This window comes from Caulobacter sp. BK020 (genome assembly GCF_004342605.1).
Taxonomy (GTDB): domain Bacteria; phylum Pseudomonadota; class Alphaproteobacteria; order Caulobacterales; family Caulobacteraceae; genus Caulobacter.
In genome coordinates this window covers 244,201-261,064 of record NZ_SLZL01000003.1, presented here as the reverse complement: position 1 = coordinate 261,064, position 16,864 = coordinate 244,201, and the positions used below count along the sequence as shown (strand labels likewise).

Here is a 16,864-nt window from a genome sequence, read left to right as displayed (position 1 = left end):
CGACGCGAACGAAGTCTTAGTTGCTCGCCTGGGCCCGGAAGCGGTCCTTCATCTTGGCCACCCAGCCGTTGAAGGCCTCGTTGTCGGCGGTGACCTTGCTGAAGTCGGTGCTGGACAGGCTGCCCGGATCGGCCCCGGCCAGGGCCACGCGCAGGCCGTCGGGATTGCGCGCGCCATCGACGAAACCGCCATAGCGCTGACGCAAGCGGCCCAGCGAGGCGTCGTCGTCGGCCAGGCTGAAGGCCACGGCCGAGCGCAGCAGCTTGGATTCGTCAGCCGGGGTCAGAACGCCGGGCGTCTTCCAGCGGTCGGCCAGGGCGCGTTCGTACAGCGCGCCGGCCTGGGGCCAGGCGTGCTGTTTCCAGGCGACCTCGGCGCGGACGTCCTCGGCGTCGCGGCCCTTGTCGCCCTCAATCACCTCCAGCGCCGCGTCGTAGCGGCCCAGGCCCATCAGGGCGCGGGCGGTGGCCAGGCGGCGCTCTGCGTTCAGAGCCGGCGGCAGGATGGTGGTGCGGGTGGCGTTGATGGTGTCCAGAGCGCTCTCGGGCTTGCGGTCCATCAGGTAGATCCAGGCCAGGTCGGTGGCCACCTGGGCCTTGGGCACGCCGTTCAGGCGGTTGTCGACCTGATACTTCAGCAGCTTGGCGGCTTCGTCCAGCAGGTCGACGTCGACCAGGCGGCGCACCAGGTTGCGGACCATCTGGTCGCCGTCGGCCCCGATCGGGGTCAGGTCCTGGAAGTCGTAGAACAGGCCCACCGCCTGGATCGGCTGCATGCCGTCGGCCAGACCGTCGAGGAACAGGCTGCGGAAGGCGGTGTTGAGGTCGTTGCGCAGGGCGACGGCCTGCGGCAGGTCGGACTGCACGTTGCTGGCCGAGTGCAGCACCTCCAGCGCCTCGCGATAGCGGCCCTGCCTGATCTGCAGCTGGCCCAGCGCGCGGATGGTGTCCAGCTCGACGCCGTCGCCGCGCCAGCGGAAGCGCAGGGCGTCCAGCCCCTTGGCGGCGATGTCGGCGCTGATCTGGTTCTTGGCCAGGCGCAGCTGGATGGCGTGCAGGGTGGCCGGCGCGGCCAGGCGGTCGATGCCGCACTTGGAGATCGCCTGGAACACCGGCAGGGCGCGGACGTCGTGCTTGGCCTCGAAGGCCTTGGCCAGGGTCAGGCGCAGCTCCAGCTGGTCCTCGACCGGGATGTTGGGCAGCTTCAGGGCCTGGTTTATCAGGCGGATGGCGGTGTCGGGCGCGCCGACCCCGACCGACGCCTCGGCCTGGGCGCCGAGGAAGCGGGCCTGCCACAGGGCCGGGAACATGTTGAGCGCACGGGCGCCCTCGGCGAACCGCTGGTTGGCGTCGACCCACTGGCCGGTCTTGCTGGCGATGTAGCCGCGCCACATCGCGGCCGAGGGATCGTCAGACAGCACCGGCGAGGCGAAGTCGGTCTCGGCCTCGGCATAGCGACGGGCCAGCACCTTGGCCACGCCGCGCAGGCCGCGGAACTCGCCATCGCCCATCAGGGTCTGGTGGGCGCGGCCGGCGGCGTTGAGCACGCCGATCGCCTCGAACGACAGGTTGGAGCCAACCAGGAAGCGGGCCAGGGCCATGCGGGCGGCGGTGTCATCGCCCTTGCCGTCGGCGCCGCCGGCCGCCGGGATCGCGCCCAGCAGGGCGTCATAGCGGGCCATGAAGCCGCCCGAGCCGGTCTTGGCCCAGTGCTCGGGATCGACCAGGGCCGGCATGGCCAGGGCCTGGGGCGCGCCGGCCCCGGCGTCGGCCTGGGCCTGGCCGCTGGACGACGAGGACAGCAGCAGCCCCTTGGGCCGGCCGATATGGACGATGTCTCCCTCGGCGGTCATCTGCAGGTCGCCGGAATAGCTCTCGACCGCCAGGCCGGTGGCCGATTGGAGCAGGGCCATCTCGACATAGTCGCGGCGCGACGGCAGGCCCTTGGACGGGGCCAGGGCGGTGGCCACCGCCAGACGGTCACCGACCGCGGGATCCGAGACCCAGGCGATCCTGGTCGTGCCGGCCACGTTGGCGGTCAGGGTGGCTGGACTGGCGTTGTCGTCGCGGGCCACGCGGATCGGGTCCGGCGAGTCCTGGGTCCCCGCGCCCAGGGCGATCGTCCAGTTGGAACCGACGCCATCGGCGTAGAACGGCGCGCCCTGCGGGGTGCTGATGCGCAGCGCGGCGTAGTCGGCGCCCTTGAAGGCCTGGATGTTGCGATATTGGCCGGTGCTGGCGGGCAGCTTGCCGATGTCCAGCCGGGCCGGGGCGTCGAACACCACCCAGACGGCCTCGCCGCGCCGAAACACCGCGGCGCCGGCCGGATTGGCCCAGTCGAAGCTGAGCTGGACCTGGCCGGCGACCTTGGAAAACTTCACCGGCACAGCGCCGTTGGCCGGCATCGGATTGGGCCGACGCGCGACCACGGCCGCGGCGGACGCCGGCGCTGGGGGCGCGTCCTGGCGGGCGAACAGGTTGATGAAGTCGTCGCCGTCGGCGTTGCCGGCCCGGAAATCGGCGTCGTCGGCGAGCGCGACCACGATCTCGACCACACCGCCGACATGGCGCGCCTGGGCGCCCTTGACCCACCGCGGCGGGCCGACGTTCAGCGGCGAGAGATTGGGGTTGGCGTCACGCGGAAAGCGCAGCACCACCGAGGTTCCCTCGCGGCGGGCTTGCATGCCGCGCGAGCCCGGAAACTCCAGGCGGGTGAAATCGGGCGCCTGGGCGACGCGGACCTGCAGCCCGCGCGACGCGGTCCGGGCGACCGGGGCGGCCTTGCGGGCGGCGTGAGTCTGCGCGGCGGAGACCGACATCGACGGGGCGGCGACCCCGAGGATGCAGATCGCCGCGACGGTCGATCTCAGAGTCGCCCCCAGCTTCATGCCCGCGCTTGCCCTCCCGTCCTAGCCGGCCTTCTTGGCGCCGGCGGCCGGGCTCGCGCCGGCCAGCGGCGCCGCAGCGGCCTGGGCCGCGGTGTCGGCGGCCGGCTTGTCGGCGGCGGCCAGGGCGGCGCGCTGCTTGGCGATGGCGTCGGCCGACAGCCGGTTGGCCAGGCGCTCGGTCAGGATCTTGGCGTCGGCCGGCGACATGTTGGCCAGGATCATCGAGAGCGTGCGCTCCTTCATCTTGGCGGCGATCGGCAGGCGCACGCTGTCGTCCAGCACGCTCATGCGGGCGGCGGCGTCCTTGGGCTTCATGGCCGAATAGACCGTGACCATGCGCATGGCCTCGGCTTCCTTCTGGGCGTCGGCCTGGCCCAGCAGGCCCTGGATCTCGCCCTTCATGCCGTTCAGCGCCTTCATCTTGGCGTCGAGCTTGGCCTCGGCGGCGGCCAGCAGCTGCAGCTGGACGTCGATGTCCTGCTCGCGCTGGTCCAGCTGGCCGCGACGCTGGCCCAGGCTCTGCAGCACACGCAGTTCGGCCGGCGACAGGCCGGCCTCCTTGGCCAGGTCGTTGGCCGACGGCGCGCAGACCGCCGGCGGGGCCTTGGCGGCGGCGTCCTTGCCGGCGTCGGCGGCCGAGGCGGCCTTTTCGGCGTCAGGCTTGGCCACGCCCTCGGCGAAGGCCTTGGCGCCGCTCAGCAGGTCCGGGACGGACTTGGCGCCGGCCAGGGCGTTGACGGCGAGCACGCCGACCACGGCGACCCCGACGATCGGCAGGATGCGCGGAACGTTTTTCATCGACGGCCCCTAAAGGTCGAACCGGGGCGCGGCGGATCTTCCGGGCCCTCGAACAGGTCATCATCTATCCGCGCCCGTGAACGCGGGGTTTCCTTTGGCGCCGAAGGCCGTGCGGCGGAAGGCGGCGGGGCGTCGCGGGGGATGCGGGCCTCGCGGTCCAGCAGCTTCTCGAAGTCCTCGGCCCGCAGGCGGCGCGGGGTTTCCGGCGGATGCTCCGGCTCGGGTGCGCGGATCGGACGCGGAGCGGCCCGGGGCTCGACCGCGCGCGGTTCGGCGGCGGGGCGAACACCAGGCTCCCTTGCAGACGAAATCGGCGGCGGCGTGACGATCGGCCGGTTCAGGCGCTCGTCCAGCTGGCTGGCCAGCGCCTTGGCCTGGGAAATGCGGTCGGCCAGGGTGTCGGCGGCTTCGTCGGTCGCCGCGCGCAGGTCGGCCAGGCCCTGCTCGGCGCGCATGGCGGCGCGGTCGAGGTCGGCCACGGCCTTGGCGAAGCCCTCATGGCTGTCGCGCAGGGCCTTCAGCCGGCGCTCAAGGCGCACGCCGAAGGCCAGGGCGATCAGCAGCAGGATCGCCAGCAGACCGTTGAGGGCGATGGCCGTCACGCTCATTTCAGCTTCTGAACCGCCTTCTTGGCCGCCGGGCTCAGGGGCGCGTCGGCCCGCACGGCGATCGAATGGTTGCGGCGGCCCATGCGCCCGCGGGTCAGCGGAATGGAGCCGGCGCGCAGCTCCACCGGGCTGTCGGGCGTGGCGTTCAGCATCAGGGTGTCGCCCACCTGCAGGTTCAGCACCTTGCTGAGCGGCAGCTGCTGCTCGTCGAGCACGGCGCGCACCTCCATCTGGGTGGTCCAGAGCTCGGTGGCCAAGTGGCCTTCCCAGATATTGTCGCGCCCGAACTTCTCGCCCATGAACTGCTGCAGCAGCATCTTGCGGATGGGCTCGAGCGTGGCGTAGGGCAGCAGCAGCTCGATGCGGCCGCCGCGGTCTTCCATGTCGATGCGCAGCTTGACCAGGATGGCGGCGTTGGCCGGCCGGGCGATGGCGGCGAAGCGCGGGTTGGTCTCCAGACGGTCCAGGCTGAACGACACCGGATGCAGGGGCTCGAACGCCGCCTTGGCGTCGTGCAGCACCACCTCGACCATCCGCTGCACCAGCACCCGCTCGATGGTGGTGTAGGGACGGCCCTCGATACGCATGGCCGCGGTGCCGCGACGGCCGCCCAGCAGCACGTCGACGATCGAGTAGATCAGGTTGGAATCGACCGTCAGCAGGCCGTAATTGTCCAGCTCCTCGGCCCGGAACACCGCCAGGATGGCCGGCAGCGGGATCGAGTTCAGATAGTCGCCGAAGCGGATCGAGCTGATGTTGTCGAGGCTGACCTCGACGTTGTCGGAGGTGAAGTTGCGCAAGGAGGTCGTCATCAACCGCACCAGGCGGTCGAAGACGATTTCCAGCATCGGCAGGCGCTCGTACGAGACCAGGGCCGAATTGATGATCGCGCGGATGCCGGTGCGGTCGTCATTGCCGTCGCCGGACATGTCGAAGCCCAGCAGGCTGTCGATCTCGTCCTGGTTGAGGATGCGCTCGGCGCCCATGCCGTCGCCGCCGCCGTCGTCCCAGCCGCCCATGCCGCCGCTGAAGTCGCCAAACTCGTTGGCGCCGACCTCGCCGCCTGGCGGGTTCTCGGAGGCCCATTGGGCCATCGCGGCCTGATCGTCGATTTCTTCCGCCATGTCGGTTCGCCTCAGCCAGCCCGGAGACTAGTTGATCAGCATCTCCTCGATCAGCACCGCGTTCACCTTGGAAGGCGCGGCGACCAGATTAACGCGACGCAGCAGCTCGGCGCGCAGCTGATAGCTGCCCTGGCTGCCGTTGAGGTCTTCGGGGCGCAGTTCGCGCAGGAAGGTCTGGAACATGTCCTGCAGACGCGGAAGGTTCGGCGTCAGGGCCTCGGCCGTCTCCTCGTCGGGCAGTTCGAAGGTCAGTTTCAGCTTCAGGAAGGTCGACTTGCCGTCGGCGGCCTGCATGTTCACGACGATGTCCGGCAGGGTGTAGAACACCACGCCGTCGGGGCCTTCCTTGATCACCGGCGCGCCGGCCACGGGCGCGGCGCCCTCGCCGCCCCCGCCGTGACCGCCCTTTTCTTCCTTCTTCTTCTCTTTCTTCTTGGGCTTTTCGTGGCCCGCCTCGCCGTGGGCGTCGGGCTTGGGCTTCAGCAGCAGGAACCCGGTCACGCCGCCGCCGATCAGCACCACGGCCGCCGCGGCCGCGATGATGATCATCATCGGCGGCTTCTTCTTAGCCGGAGCTTCGCCCTCGGCGGCGCCCTCTTCGCCTTCCGGGGCGGGAGCGTCCTTGGGGGGTTTGTTGGCCACGCGCGCGGTTCCTTGGAATCTACGGATCTACTCATGCGTGGAGCATGGTTAACGATGTCTTTTGAAGGCCATTTCGTCGCAGGCTGAATCTGCCCGGCAGACTCCGCCCCCAGGGCCGCGTTAACCTTTCTTTCCGTTGAAATTCCTTGTCTTTTCGACTTGGCACGAGGGTTGCTTGCTGACTTGCGGCGCATTTGTCGCGCCAGCCGTCTCGGTAACCGGTCATGGACAACGCACTTTACGTCGGACTTTCGCGGCAGATGACCCTGCGCCGCGAACTCGACATCGTGGCCAACAACATCGCCAACGCCAACACGACCGGCTTCAAGGTCGAGGAGCTGATGGTCCGCACCGAGCCGGCGAAACCGGCCCGCACCGTCGGCGGCGCCAACCCGGTGAAGTTCGTGCTCGACGACGGCGTGGCGCGCGACTTCGGCCAGGGCGCCCTGACCCAGACCGGCGGCGACTTCGACCTGGCCCTGGAAGGCCAGGGCTTCTTCAAGGTCTCCACCGCCGGCGGCGAGCGCTACACCCGCGACGGCCGCTTCACGATGAACCCCGAGGGCAAGCTGGTCACCCAGAACGGCCAGCCCGTGCTGGACGACGGCGGCGGCGAGATCTTGCTGGACCCGCTGAAGGGCCCGGTCACCATCGCCCGCGACGGGACGGTCAGCCAGGGCGCCGAGCGCGCCGGCAAGGTCGCCGTGGTGCGTCCGACCGACCTGGCCAGCTTCCGCAAGGACGGCGACAACCTCTATCGCAACACCACCAACGACACCCCCCAGGCCGCCCCGGACGCCGTGATCCACCAGGGCATGCTGGAAGCCTCCAACGTCCAATCGATCACCCAGATCACCAAGCTGATCGAGGTCAGCCGCGCCTACGAGAGCGTGGCCAAGATGATGGACCAAACCTCGGAACTGTCCCGGAGCGCCGTCGAGCGCCTGGGCAAGCCGCAGTAAGGATAGACAACGATGCAAGCGCTTCGCACCGCCGCGACCGGCATGTCGGCCCAACAGCTGAACGTCGAGGTCATCTCCAACAACATCGCCAACATGAACACCGTCGGCTTCAAGCGCCAGCGGGCCGAGTTCCAGGACCTGATCTACCAGACCATCGAGCGGGCCGGCTCGCAGTCGTCCAGCGACGGCAACGTGGTGCCGACGGGCGTGCAGATCGGCGGCGGCGTGAAGGCCGGGTCGGTCTACCGCATCCACGAGCAGGGCACGCCGACCATGACGAACAACGAGTTCGACGTGGCCATCCAGGGCAAGGGCTTCCTGCAGATCCTGCTGCCTTCGGGCGAGACCGCCTATACCCGCGCCGGCAACTTCTCGACCAACGACCAGGGACAGATCGTCACCGAGGACGGCTACACCGTCCAGCCGGGCATCACGATCCCGCAGAACGCCGTCTCGACCACGATCAGCAAGACCGGCCTGGTGCAGGTCAAGCTCGACGGCGACCCGACCCCGCAGACGGTCGGCCAGATCGAACTGGCCAACTTCATGAACGAAGGCGGGCTGGAAGCCATCGGCGACAACATGTTCATGGAAACCGCGGCCTCGGGTGCGGCCAACATCGCCGCCCCCGGCCAGCCCGGCTTCGGCACGCTGCTGCAGAACTACACCGAGGCCAGCAACGTCGACTCGGTCAGCGAGATCACCGCCCTGATCGTCGCCCAGCGCGCCTACGAGATGAACTCCAAGGTCATCACCACGGCCGACCAGATGCTCCAAGCCACGTCGAACCTGAGGTCGTAAGCCGATGAAAGCGTTCGTTCCCGCCCTCGCCGCCCTGCTGATCGCCACCCCGGCCCTGGCCGGCCAGGCGGTTTCCCTGCGGTCCGACACCACCGACGCCGACGGCCGCATCACCCTGGGCGAGCTGTTCGACGGGGCCGGCGCGGCGTCAGACGTCGTGGTCGCCACACGCGTGGGCCCCTCGGCCGTGCTCGACGCCGGCGCGGTGCAGATCGCCGCCCGCCGCGCGGGCCTGGACTGGATCAACACCGCCGGCGTGCGCCGGATCATCGTCCGCCAGGGTTCGGACAGCGGCCTGGCCGGCGCCTCGCGCGGCAATGTGGAAGTTCTTGCCTACGCGCGCAGCCTGGCGACCGGCGAACTGGTCCAGCCGGAAGACCTGGTCTGGATCAAGGCCGCCGCCAGCCCCTCCGACGCCCCGCGCGACGCCGACGACCTGATCGGCATGACCGTCAAGCGCCCGCTGCGCCAGGGCGCGGCCGCCAGCCTGCGCGACGTCTCGACCCCGCAGGTGATCAAGGCGGGCGATATTGTCGCAGTCACCTACGAAGACGACGGCGTGGCGCTGACCTTGCAAGGCAAGGCGATGTCGGCGGGGGCCATCGGCGAGAGCCTGATGGTCCAGAACACCGCCAGCAAGAAGATCATCGAGACCGTGGTCACCGGACCCGGCTCGACCGCCGTCGGCCCGCAGGCGATGCGCCTGAAGGCCAACCGTAACAACACGCTGCGCTACGCCGCTCGCTGAGAAGGTCACACCTGATGCGCCCCGCCCTCGCCGCCCTCCTGCTGCTCGCCCCGCTCGCCGCCTGCTCGACCGTCAAGGAAGCGGTGAAGGGCCCGGAACTGGCGCCCGTCGGCTATCCGGCCCAACTGGCGCCGATGACCCAGCAATATGTCAACACGCCCCAGCCCGCCTCGGCCAACTCGCTGTGGCGCACGGGCGCGCGCACCTTCTTCAACGACCAGCGCGCCAGCAAGGTCGGCGACATCCTGACCGTCAACATCGACATCGACGACAGCGCCACCACCAAGAACCAGACCGCGACCTCGCGCGCCTCCAACAGCTCGCTGGGCGTGCCCAACTTCCTGGGCCTGGAATCGAGCCTGGGGAAGGTTCTGCCGGGCGGCTTCGACCCGGCCAACATGATCAACACCAAGTCGGGCACGTCCAACGCCGGCGCGGGTTCGGTGAACCGCTCGGAAAAGATCAGCCTGACCATCGCCGCCGTCGTCTCGGGCGTGATGCCCAACGGCAACCTGGTGATCCAGGGCACCCAGGAAGTGCGCACCAACGCCGAGGTGCGGCAGCTGACCGTGGCCGGCATCGTGCGGCCGGAAGACATCTCGTCGGCCAACACCATCAAGCACACCCAGATCGCCGAGGCCCGCATCAGCTATGGCGGCCGCGGCGACATCAGCCGCGTGCAGAAGACGCCGGCCGGCCAGTCGCTGGTCGAGAAGTTCTCGCCGTTCTAAGCGGCTTGGCCCGAGGACGGCCGAGAGCGGACTCCTTGATCGGGCGCGCGCGCGGGGCCAGATTACCTGGCGTCACAGCGTTCGCCCGGACTCGCCGGGCCTGATCCCGGAGCCGGCCCCATGAACAAGCGCGCCCGCGCCGTTTCCGCCCTGGTCGGCGCCGCCCTCCTGGTGGTCGCCACGCCCACTATCGCCAGCGCCCAGCCCTTCAGCGGGCCGATGGGCGTGACCGGGCGCTGGGCGATCGACCTGCCGCGCTCGAAGTTCAATACCGCCCTGACCGGCCCTGCGCCGCTGAGCGGCGAACTGGACGTCACCATCGACGACGGCAAGGCCCTGGCCTGGACCCTGGTCGAGGTGGACGAAGCCGGCGTCGCCGCCCTGCAGTTCGCCCACGCCGTGCTCGACGGCCCGCCGACCCAGGCCGTGGTCAATCTGAATCTGGTGAAGATCAGCGTCCAGCGCGTGGGCCAGAGCGCGGTGACGGTCACCACCCACGGCGAGCAGGGCTCGCGTCATCAGTCGATGAAGGTCACCCGCACCGACCCCGACACCCTGCTGGTCGAACAGGACATCGACGGCCGGCCCGGTCCGCCGGACCAGACGCTGATCCTGACGCGGGTGAAGTGAGCTTGCGGGTCCCCCCGCGCCGCCACCAGACGGCGCGGAGGAAACACGTCACCAGTTGAACATGGTCCCGTCCTCCAGCCGGTTCACCGGCAGGTAGGCGCGCTTGTAGGGATAGTGCTCGGCCAGGGCCTCGTCGATGTCGACGCCAAGGCCGGGCTTGTCGCCCGGATGCAGCAGGCCGTCGCTGAAGCTGTAGGCGTGCGGGAACACCGCGTCGGTCTCCGGCGTGTGGCGCATATATTCCTGCAGGCCGAAGTTGGGGATCGACATGTCGAAGTGCAGGGCCGCGGCCATGGTGATCGGCGACAGGTCGGTGGCGCCGTGGCAGCCGGTCTTGACGTGGTGCAGGTCGGCGAAGGCGGCGATCTTCTTCAGGTTGGTGATGCCGCCGGCGTGCAGCACCGTGGCCCGCAGATAGTCGATCAGCTGTTCCTGGATCAGGATGTTGGCGTCCCAGACGTGGCTGAAGATCTCGCCGACGGCCAGCGGGGTGGTGGTGTGCTGGCGCATCAGGCGGAAGCCGGCCTGGTTCTCGGCGGGCACCGCGTCCTCCAGCCAGAATAGGCGGTAGGGCTCCAGGTCCTTGCCCAGGCGGGCCGCCTCGATCGGCGTCAGGCGGTGGTGGACGTCGTGCAGCAGGTGGACGTCCCAGCCCAGAACCTCGCGGGCCTTTTCGAACAGCTTGGGCGCGTGGTTGAGGTACTTGGCCGTCGACCAGACGTTCTCGGTGGGCAGGTCGGCGTCGGCCGGCTCGTAGAACATCTTGTCGCCCGACACGCCGTAGGTGCTGGCCAGGCCAGGCACGCCGGTCTGCAGGCGGATGGCCTTGTAGCCCATGCCCTTGTACTTCACCGCCTCGGCGATGGTGTCCTCGATGGTCTCGCCGTTGGCGTGGCCATAGACCGTGACGCCCTCGCGGCAGGCCCCGCCCAGCATCTGGTAGACCGGCAGGCCGGCGACCTTGCCCTTGATGTCCCACAGGGCCATGTCGACCGCAGCCAGCGCGGTCATGGCCACCGGGCCGCCGCGCCAGTACGAGCCGCGGTAGAAGAACTGCCAGATGTCCTCGATCCGGTGGGCGTCGCGGCCGATCAGGCAGGGGATCATGTGGTCGCGCAGATAGCTGACGACGGCCAGCTCCCGCCCATTGAGCGTGGCGTCGCCGACGCCCGTGACGCCGTCCGAGGTGGTGATCTTCAGGGTGACGAAGTTCCGCCCCGGGCAGGTGACGATGACCTTGGCGTCGATGATCTTGAGCATGGGAGTGTTGGTCTGCCTTCTCTACGTAAGTGGCCTGACCAATCCATAGGACATATCTTGCGGACGCGCCAGTGCGTCATGGCGTCTTTCGCTTCCATGCTCTAGGCTGGCGTCGGCCCGCCGATACGAGCGGGCGGGAAAGTCCCATGACCACATCGACCGCAGAAACCCGGAAGCTCTACCAGCAAGTCGCCAATGCGATCGCCGAATCGATCCGCGAAGGTGCGTTCCAGCCAGGGCATCGCCTGCCCTCAGAACGCGATCTGGCCGAGGAATTCAGGGTCAGCCGGCCCACGGTGCGCGAGGCGATGATCGCGCTGGAGATCCGCGGCCTGGTCGAGGCCCGTCATGGCTCGGGCGTCTATGTCACCGAGGCCGCGCCCGCCGAGGCGCCCGCGCCGGAGCTGGACATCGGCGCCTTCGAGCTGACCGAGGCCCGCCGCCTGATCGAGGGCGAGTCGTGCGCCCTGGCCGCCACCACCATTACCGACCAGGAACTGATCGACCTGGAAAAAATCCTCGACGACATGGTCGAGGAGAACGAACACGACGTGCGCGGCGACCTGGCCGACCGCCGGTTCCACGTCGCCATCGCTCGCGCCACCCGCAACAGCGCCCTGGTCACGGTGATCGAGAACCTGTGGGACCTGCGCTACAAGTCGCCGCTGTGCCGGGCGATGCTGGAGCGCGCCCGGCAGGTGGGCGTGCGGCCGCTGATCGACGACCACCAGGAGATCCTCAGCGCCCTGAAGGCCCGCGACTCCAAGACCGCTCGCAACGCCATGCGCGAGCACCTGGGTCGGGTGATCGACAACCTGCTGACCGCCACCGAGATCGACGCGATGCAGCAGGCCCGTAGCGAGGTCGCCGCCCGCCGCAGCGAACTGGCGCGCCGCTCCCTGATCTGATGGGTTCGACGGGCTCGCGGCAAGAAATTGGCCTGACCATGACGCTCGCAGAATAGAATTTGGCCGGTCTATTTGACCCTGCAATCGGAAGACGGCCGACTCTCGACCGCCTCGAAGGCCGGGCGCGATAGAACCGGACGCCCGCCGCGCTCGTTGAGACACCGCCATGGCCGAGACCGTCAACATCGTCTGCCCACACTGCGACGCCACCAACCGCCTGCCGGCCCAGCGTGACGCCAAGGCGGCCAAGTGCGGGCGCTGCGCCCAGCCGCTGTTCACCGGCCAGCCGGTCGACCTGACCACCACCCGTTTCCGCAAGCATGTCGCCAGCAGCCAGATCCCGATCGTCGCTGATTTCTGGGCGGCCTGGTGCGGGCCGTGCAAGGCGATCGCCCCGATCTTCGCCCGGTCGGCCGCCGAACTGGAGCCTCGCGCCCGCTTCGTGAAGGTCGATGTCGACGCGGAGCCGGCCCTGGCCCAGGCCTATGGCGTGCGCGGCATCCCGGCCCTGTTCCTGTTCAAGGACGGTAAGGTCGCGGCCAACCAGGCGGGCCTGCCCGACGCCGGCTTCTTCCGCCGCTGGCTGGACGAGCACGCGCCGGCCTAGGCTCTGGAGCCTTGAGCCCCCGCTCCGCGTTGAGTCCCGACGCAACGAAGGAACCAAGGCCGTGACGCCCAAGGCTCATCGCGCCCTGCTGATCGCCGGTCCCGCCGCCTTGCTGCTGTCGGCCTGCGGCGCCGGACCGGCCCTCCCCCCCGAACAGGGCTACGGCCCCAATCCCGCCCTCCCCGCCGCCAGGAAGCAGACGATCCCGGTGATGAAGATCGCCCCGGCGGTCGGCTGGGCCGACGGCCAGACGCCGGACGCCGCGCCCGGCTTCGTCGCCACCGCCCTGGTCCGCGGCCTGGACCATCCCCGCTGGCTTTACGTGCTGCCCAACGGCGACGTCCTGATCGCCGAGACCAACGCCCCGCCCAAGCCCGAGGACGGCAAGGGCCTCAGGGGCTGGTTTCAGAAGATGATCATGAAGCGCGCGGGTGCGACCCCGCCCTCGGCCAACCGCATCACCCTGGTGCGCGACGCTGACAATGACGGAACACTGGAGGTTCGCACGACCTTCCTGGCGGGCCTCCACTCGCCGTTCGGCATGGCCCTGGTGGGCGACACCTTCTACGTCGCCGACAGCGACGCCCTGCTGGCCTTCCCCTACCAGGCGGGTCAGACGCAGATCACCGCCGCGCCGCGCAAGGTCGCCGACCTGCCCGCCGGGCCGATCAACCACCACTGGACCAAGAACGTGATCGCCAGCCCGGACGGCCGGAAGCTGTACGTGACCGTCGGCTCCAACAGCAATGTCGGCGAAAACGGCATGGCGGCCGAGGAGCGCCGCGCGGCGATCCTGGAGATCGATCCGGCCACCGGCGCCAGCCGGATCTTCGCCTCGGGCCTGCGCAATCCCAACGGCATGGGCTGGCAACCCCAGAGCGGCGCCCTTTGGACCAGCGTCAACGAGCGCGACGAGATCGGCAGCGATCTGGTCCCCGACTACATGACCTCGGTCAGGGACGGCGGCTTCTATGGCTGGCCTTACAGCTATTACGGCCAGATAGTCGATGCGCGGGTCAAGCCGCAGCGGCCCGACCTGGTGGCCAGGGCGATCAAGCCGGACTACGCTCTGGGCGCCCACACCGCCTCGCTGGGCCTGACCTTCTACGACGCCGACGCCTTCCCGTCCCGCTACAAGGGCGGCGCCTTCGTCGGCCAGCATGGCTCGTGGAACCGCAAGCCGGTCAGCGGCTATCGCGTGGTCTTCGTGCCCTTCTTGAACGGCAGGCCGTCCGGGCCTGCCGAGCCCTTCCTGACCGGTTTCCTCGACGCCAAGGGCCAGGCCCTGGGGCGGCCTGTCGGCGTGGCGGTCGACAGGTTCGGCGCCTTGCTGGTGGCCGACGACGTCGGCAACGCCGTGTGGCGGGTCGCGGCCAACCGGCCGCCGCCCGCCCCGGCCAAGCCCGCGCCCTAAGCGGGCACGGCCTCGTCGGTCCCCACTTCGCGGGGCGGGGCGTTGAAGACCGCCTCGTCCAGTATGCCCTCGCGCTTGGCGACGATGGTCGGCACCAGGGCCTGGCCGGCGACATTGACCGCCGTGCGGCCCATGTCGAGGATCGGGTCGATGGCCAGCAGCAGGCCCACGCCCTCCAGCGGCAGGCCCAGGGTCGACAGGGTCAGGGTCAGCATGACCACCGCCCCGGTCAGGCCCGCCGTGGCCGCCGACCCCAGCACCGACACGAAGACGATCAGGCCGTAGTCGGTCAGCTGCAATGGCAGGTGGTAGAACTGGGCGATGAAGATGGCGGCCACCGCCGGGTAGATCGCCGCGCATCCGTCCATCTTGGTGGTCGCGCCCAGCGGCACGGCGAAGGCGGCGTAGGCGCGCGGCACGCCCAGGCGGGTCTCGGTGAGGGCCTCGGTCACCGGCAGGGTGCCGATCGACGACCGCGAGACGAAGCCCAGCTGAATGGCCGGCCAGGCGCCGGCGAAGAACCGCAGCGGGTTCAGCCCGTTCAGCGCCAGGATCGTCGGATAGACCACCAGCAGCACCAGGGTCAGGCCGAGATAGATCGCGCCGGCGAAGGCGCCCAGCTGTCCTAGGGTCGTCCAGCCGTACTGGGCCACGGCGTTGCCCAGCAGGCCGATGGTGCCGATCGGCGTCAGGCGGATCACCCACCACAGCACCTTGCGCACCACCGCCAGGGCCGAGGCGTTGAAGGCCAGGAAGCCTTCGCCGGCCGGACCGACCTTGATCGCCGCGACCCCGGCCACCAGGGCCAGGACCAGGATCTGCAGCACGTTGAACGAGGCGGTCGTCGTGGCCGCGCCATCGACGATCTTGGTCGAGGCTTGCAGGCCCAGAATGTTGGACGGGATCAGGCCGGTCAGGAAGTCGAGCCACGAGCCGGTGGTGCGCGGGGCGTGGGCGGTCGCCAGGTCGACCACGGCGTGGTCGCCGGGACGCAGGATCAGGCCGAGCGCGATGCCGATGGCGACGGCGATCAGGGCGGTAATCGCGAACCACAGCAGGGTGCGCCAGACCAGGCGCGCGGCGTTCTGCAACTCGCGCAGGTTGGCGATGCTGGCGACGATGGCGGTGAACACCAGCGGCGGCACCAGAACCCGCAGCAACTGCACGAAGATCGATCCCACCTGGTGCAGGGTCTCGGCCAAGCCGTAACCCGGCTGCCCCTCGGTCGGCCCCAGCGACCGGGCCAGCAGGCCCAGCCCCAGGCCGATCCCCATCGCGATCAGCACCTGGACGCCGAAGCTTCCGATGAAGCGGCCGGCCTTCGCCTTCGGTGACGAGGAAGGAGAAGTCTGGGGTTGGGTCATCTGGAACCTCTCGGGGCCCCTCCGGGCCCTCCCGCATCATGTCGCAAGGGCCGCCGGGATCATACCGAGCGGGCCGTGTTGCCCCAGCTTGTGGCGCCGCCCGGTGGAAACGCCCCATCAGAATTCATCGACGCCGGTTCAACGCACCTGGATCGACCGAATTGCGCAAGACGGCGCCCGGCGTCGGCGTGTCACATGGCCAAACACCAGGCGACGCCTCTAAAAGGGGCCGGTCGCAGCCTCCAGCACCCCAGGAATTTCCATGAGCCTGTCCTTTCTCATCGGCGCCATCATCGGTTCCGGCGTGTTCATCCTGCTGGGTCGCGCTCCCGCTCAGAAACTGGTCGAGGCTGTTCAAGCCCGCATCGGCAAGCCACGCTAAGCGCGGTCGGAAGCAACGCGCGAACAGGCTGAAAGTTTTCGCGGCGTTTCCCCGCCCGAACACGCAAGCGTGTCGGAACGAAAGTCTTGACGAAGGCCTTTATTTGGTATCGGCGCGCAGTTCGCACGCCTTATGATGCCAAGGAGGCGTACATGTCTATTCTTGCGTGGATCGTGCTCGGCCTCGTGGCCGGCTTCATCGCCAGCAAGCTCGTCAGCCGCACCGGCGGCAGCCTGGTGGTGGACCTGGTGCTCGGGATCGTCGGCGCCGTGGTGGGCGGGTTCCTGTTCAACCAGTTCGGCTCGGCCGGGGTCACCGGCTTGAACCTCTACAGCCTGCTGGTCGCCGTCATCGGCGCGGTCGTTGTCCTGGCGATCTACCACGCCTTCACCGGTCGCCGAGCGCTCTGACATCTCACACGTTCGAAACAAGAAAAGCGCCTTCGGCCCAGCCGGAGGCGCTTTTTCATGGCGGGTGCTCTACAGCGCCACCGCCTGCTGCAGCATCTTCAGCGCCACGCGCAGGCACTCGATCCGCAGCGGCCCCCGGCCGATATCGCCGAACTGGGCCTGGCGATGGTGGGTGTAGCCGCCGCGGCGGGCGCAGGCGAAATGGACCAGGCCGCCGGGCCTTTCCGGATCGCCGACCTCCTCGGCCCAACCGGTGATCGACACGGCCACGCTGGCGTTGGAGCGCTTGATCGCCCCCTCGGCCATCGCGATCGCCGTCGGCTGCGAGACCGCGCCGCCGTGCGGCAGGAGAGACGGCGGCACGTCGAGGAGCTGGATCTTCGCCTCGTCGGTATAGACCACGAACCCCCGATCGAAGGCGTGGGAACATCCCGGCACGTCGGTCAGCAGCGACGCCAGCAGGCCGCCGGTGCAGCTCTCCGCCGTCGCCAGAGTCAGCTCGCGCGCGCAGGCGGTCTCCAGGACCGCCTGCGTCAGTTCGTCGATGTCGGGTGGCAGGATTGGATCAAGCACCTCGGCCATAGGCCC

17 protein-coding genes are annotated in these 16,864 nt (G+C 69.3%); 9 read left to right on the top strand and 8 right to left on the bottom strand.

All coding sequences use genetic code 11. The features are described from left to right. Positions 1-16: 16 nt before the first annotated feature. From EV278_RS05225 to fliL, 5 genes are read right to left on the bottom strand one after another with little or no spacing between them, the layout of a single operon-like run. Entirely contained in the window at positions 17-2,887 is a 2,871-nt protein-coding gene (locus EV278_RS05225; protein ID WP_132087541.1) for an endoglucanase, read from the bottom strand. A gap of 21 nt (positions 2,888-2,908) precedes the next feature. After that, entirely contained in the window at positions 2,909-3,685 is a 777-nt protein-coding gene (locus EV278_RS05220) for a MotE family protein (RefSeq protein ID WP_132087538.1), read from the bottom strand. Beyond that, on the bottom strand, positions 3,682-4,293 hold the full coding sequence (locus EV278_RS05215) for a DUF6468 domain-containing protein (protein WP_132087535.1): 612 nt from the start codon (positions 4,291-4,293) through the stop codon (positions 3,682-3,684). Before EV278_RS05215 ends, EV278_RS05220 begins: the two co-directional genes overlap by 4 nt. Next, positions 4,290-5,417, bottom strand: a complete 1,128-nt coding sequence (gene fliM, locus EV278_RS05210; RefSeq protein WP_132087532.1) for a flagellar motor switch protein FliM — start codon at positions 5,415-5,417, stop codon at positions 4,290-4,292. Before fliM ends, EV278_RS05215 begins: the two co-directional genes overlap by 4 nt. A 27-nt stretch (positions 5,418-5,444) precedes the next feature. After that, positions 5,445-6,059 carry a flagellar basal body-associated protein FliL gene (fliL, locus tag EV278_RS05205; RefSeq protein WP_056761458.1) on the bottom strand — a complete coding sequence of 205 codons (615 nt, stop codon included), beginning with the start codon at positions 6,057-6,059 and terminating at the stop codon, positions 5,445-5,447. A 224-nt stretch (positions 6,060-6,283) separates the two neighbouring features. Between fliL and flgF the strand changes: the two genes are divergently transcribed. The 5 genes from flgF to EV278_RS05180 all read left to right on the top strand — a co-directional run bounded on the left by flgF (position 6,284) and on the right by EV278_RS05180 (position 9,931). After that, positions 6,284-7,021, top strand: coding sequence for a flagellar basal-body rod protein FlgF (flgF, locus tag EV278_RS05200; protein WP_132087529.1), 738 nt, complete (start codon positions 6,284-6,286; stop codon positions 7,019-7,021). A 12-nt stretch (positions 7,022-7,033) separates the two neighbouring features. Beyond that, complete coding sequence (flgG, locus tag EV278_RS05195; RefSeq protein ID WP_056761452.1) at positions 7,034-7,822, top strand: flagellar basal-body rod protein FlgG; 789 nt, start codon at positions 7,034-7,036, stop codon at positions 7,820-7,822. Between the two features lie 4 nt (positions 7,823-7,826). Beyond that, positions 7,827-8,570 (top strand): flagellar basal body P-ring formation chaperone FlgA, encoded by a 744-nt coding sequence (gene flgA / locus EV278_RS05190; RefSeq protein ID WP_132087526.1) that lies wholly within the window; start codon positions 7,827-7,829, stop codon positions 8,568-8,570. An 11-nt stretch (positions 8,571-8,581) separates the two neighbouring features. Beyond that, complete coding sequence (gene flgH, locus EV278_RS05185) at positions 8,582-9,301, top strand: flagellar basal body L-ring protein FlgH (protein ID WP_132087523.1); 720 nt, start codon at positions 8,582-8,584, stop codon at positions 9,299-9,301. 120 nt (positions 9,302-9,421) lie between these two features. Beyond that, on the top strand, positions 9,422-9,931 hold the full coding sequence (locus tag EV278_RS05180; RefSeq protein WP_132087520.1) for a hypothetical protein: 510 nt from the start codon (positions 9,422-9,424) through the stop codon (positions 9,929-9,931). 48 nt (positions 9,932-9,979) lie between these two features. Here EV278_RS05180 and manD read toward each other — a convergent pair whose 3' ends face one another. Continuing rightward, positions 9,980-11,191 (bottom strand): D-mannonate dehydratase ManD, encoded by a 1,212-nt coding sequence (gene manD, locus EV278_RS05175; protein ID WP_132087517.1) that lies wholly within the window; start codon positions 11,189-11,191, stop codon positions 9,980-9,982. A gap of 146 nt (positions 11,192-11,337) precedes the next feature. On the opposite strand from manD, the gene EV278_RS05170 reads away from it, so the two are divergent. From EV278_RS05170 to EV278_RS05160, 3 genes are all read left to right on the top strand, one after another. Next, a complete protein-coding gene (locus EV278_RS05170) occupies positions 11,338-12,099 on the top strand; it encodes a FadR/GntR family transcriptional regulator (protein WP_132087514.1) in 762 nt (253 codons plus the stop codon). A gap of 166 nt (positions 12,100-12,265) precedes the next feature. Next, positions 12,266-12,706 (top strand): thioredoxin TrxC, encoded by a 441-nt coding sequence (gene trxC / locus EV278_RS05165; protein ID WP_132087511.1) that lies wholly within the window; start codon positions 12,266-12,268, stop codon positions 12,704-12,706. A 61-nt stretch (positions 12,707-12,767) separates the two neighbouring features. After that, positions 12,768-14,120 carry a sorbosone dehydrogenase family protein gene (locus EV278_RS05160; RefSeq protein ID WP_207905439.1) on the top strand — a complete coding sequence of 451 codons (1,353 nt, stop codon included), beginning with the start codon at positions 12,768-12,770 and terminating at the stop codon, positions 14,118-14,120. Here EV278_RS05160 and EV278_RS05155 read toward each other — a convergent pair. After that, positions 14,117-15,484, bottom strand: coding sequence for a dicarboxylate/amino acid:cation symporter (locus EV278_RS05155; RefSeq protein ID WP_132087508.1), 1,368 nt, complete (start codon positions 15,482-15,484; stop codon positions 14,117-14,119). The two genes, EV278_RS05160 and EV278_RS05155, sit on opposite strands and share 4 nt — an antisense overlap. Positions 15,485-16,018: 534 nt before the next feature. Between EV278_RS05155 and EV278_RS05150 the strand changes: the two genes are divergently transcribed. Next, positions 16,019-16,276, top strand: coding sequence for a GlsB/YeaQ/YmgE family stress response membrane protein (locus EV278_RS05150; RefSeq protein WP_028040338.1), 258 nt, complete (start codon positions 16,019-16,021; stop codon positions 16,274-16,276). Between the two features lie 69 nt (positions 16,277-16,345). Here EV278_RS05150 and EV278_RS05145 read toward each other — a convergent pair whose 3' ends face one another. Continuing rightward, positions 16,346-16,858, bottom strand: coding sequence for a CinA family protein (locus tag EV278_RS05145; protein WP_132087505.1), 513 nt, complete (start codon positions 16,856-16,858; stop codon positions 16,346-16,348). Positions 16,859-16,864 lie beyond the last annotated feature (6 nt).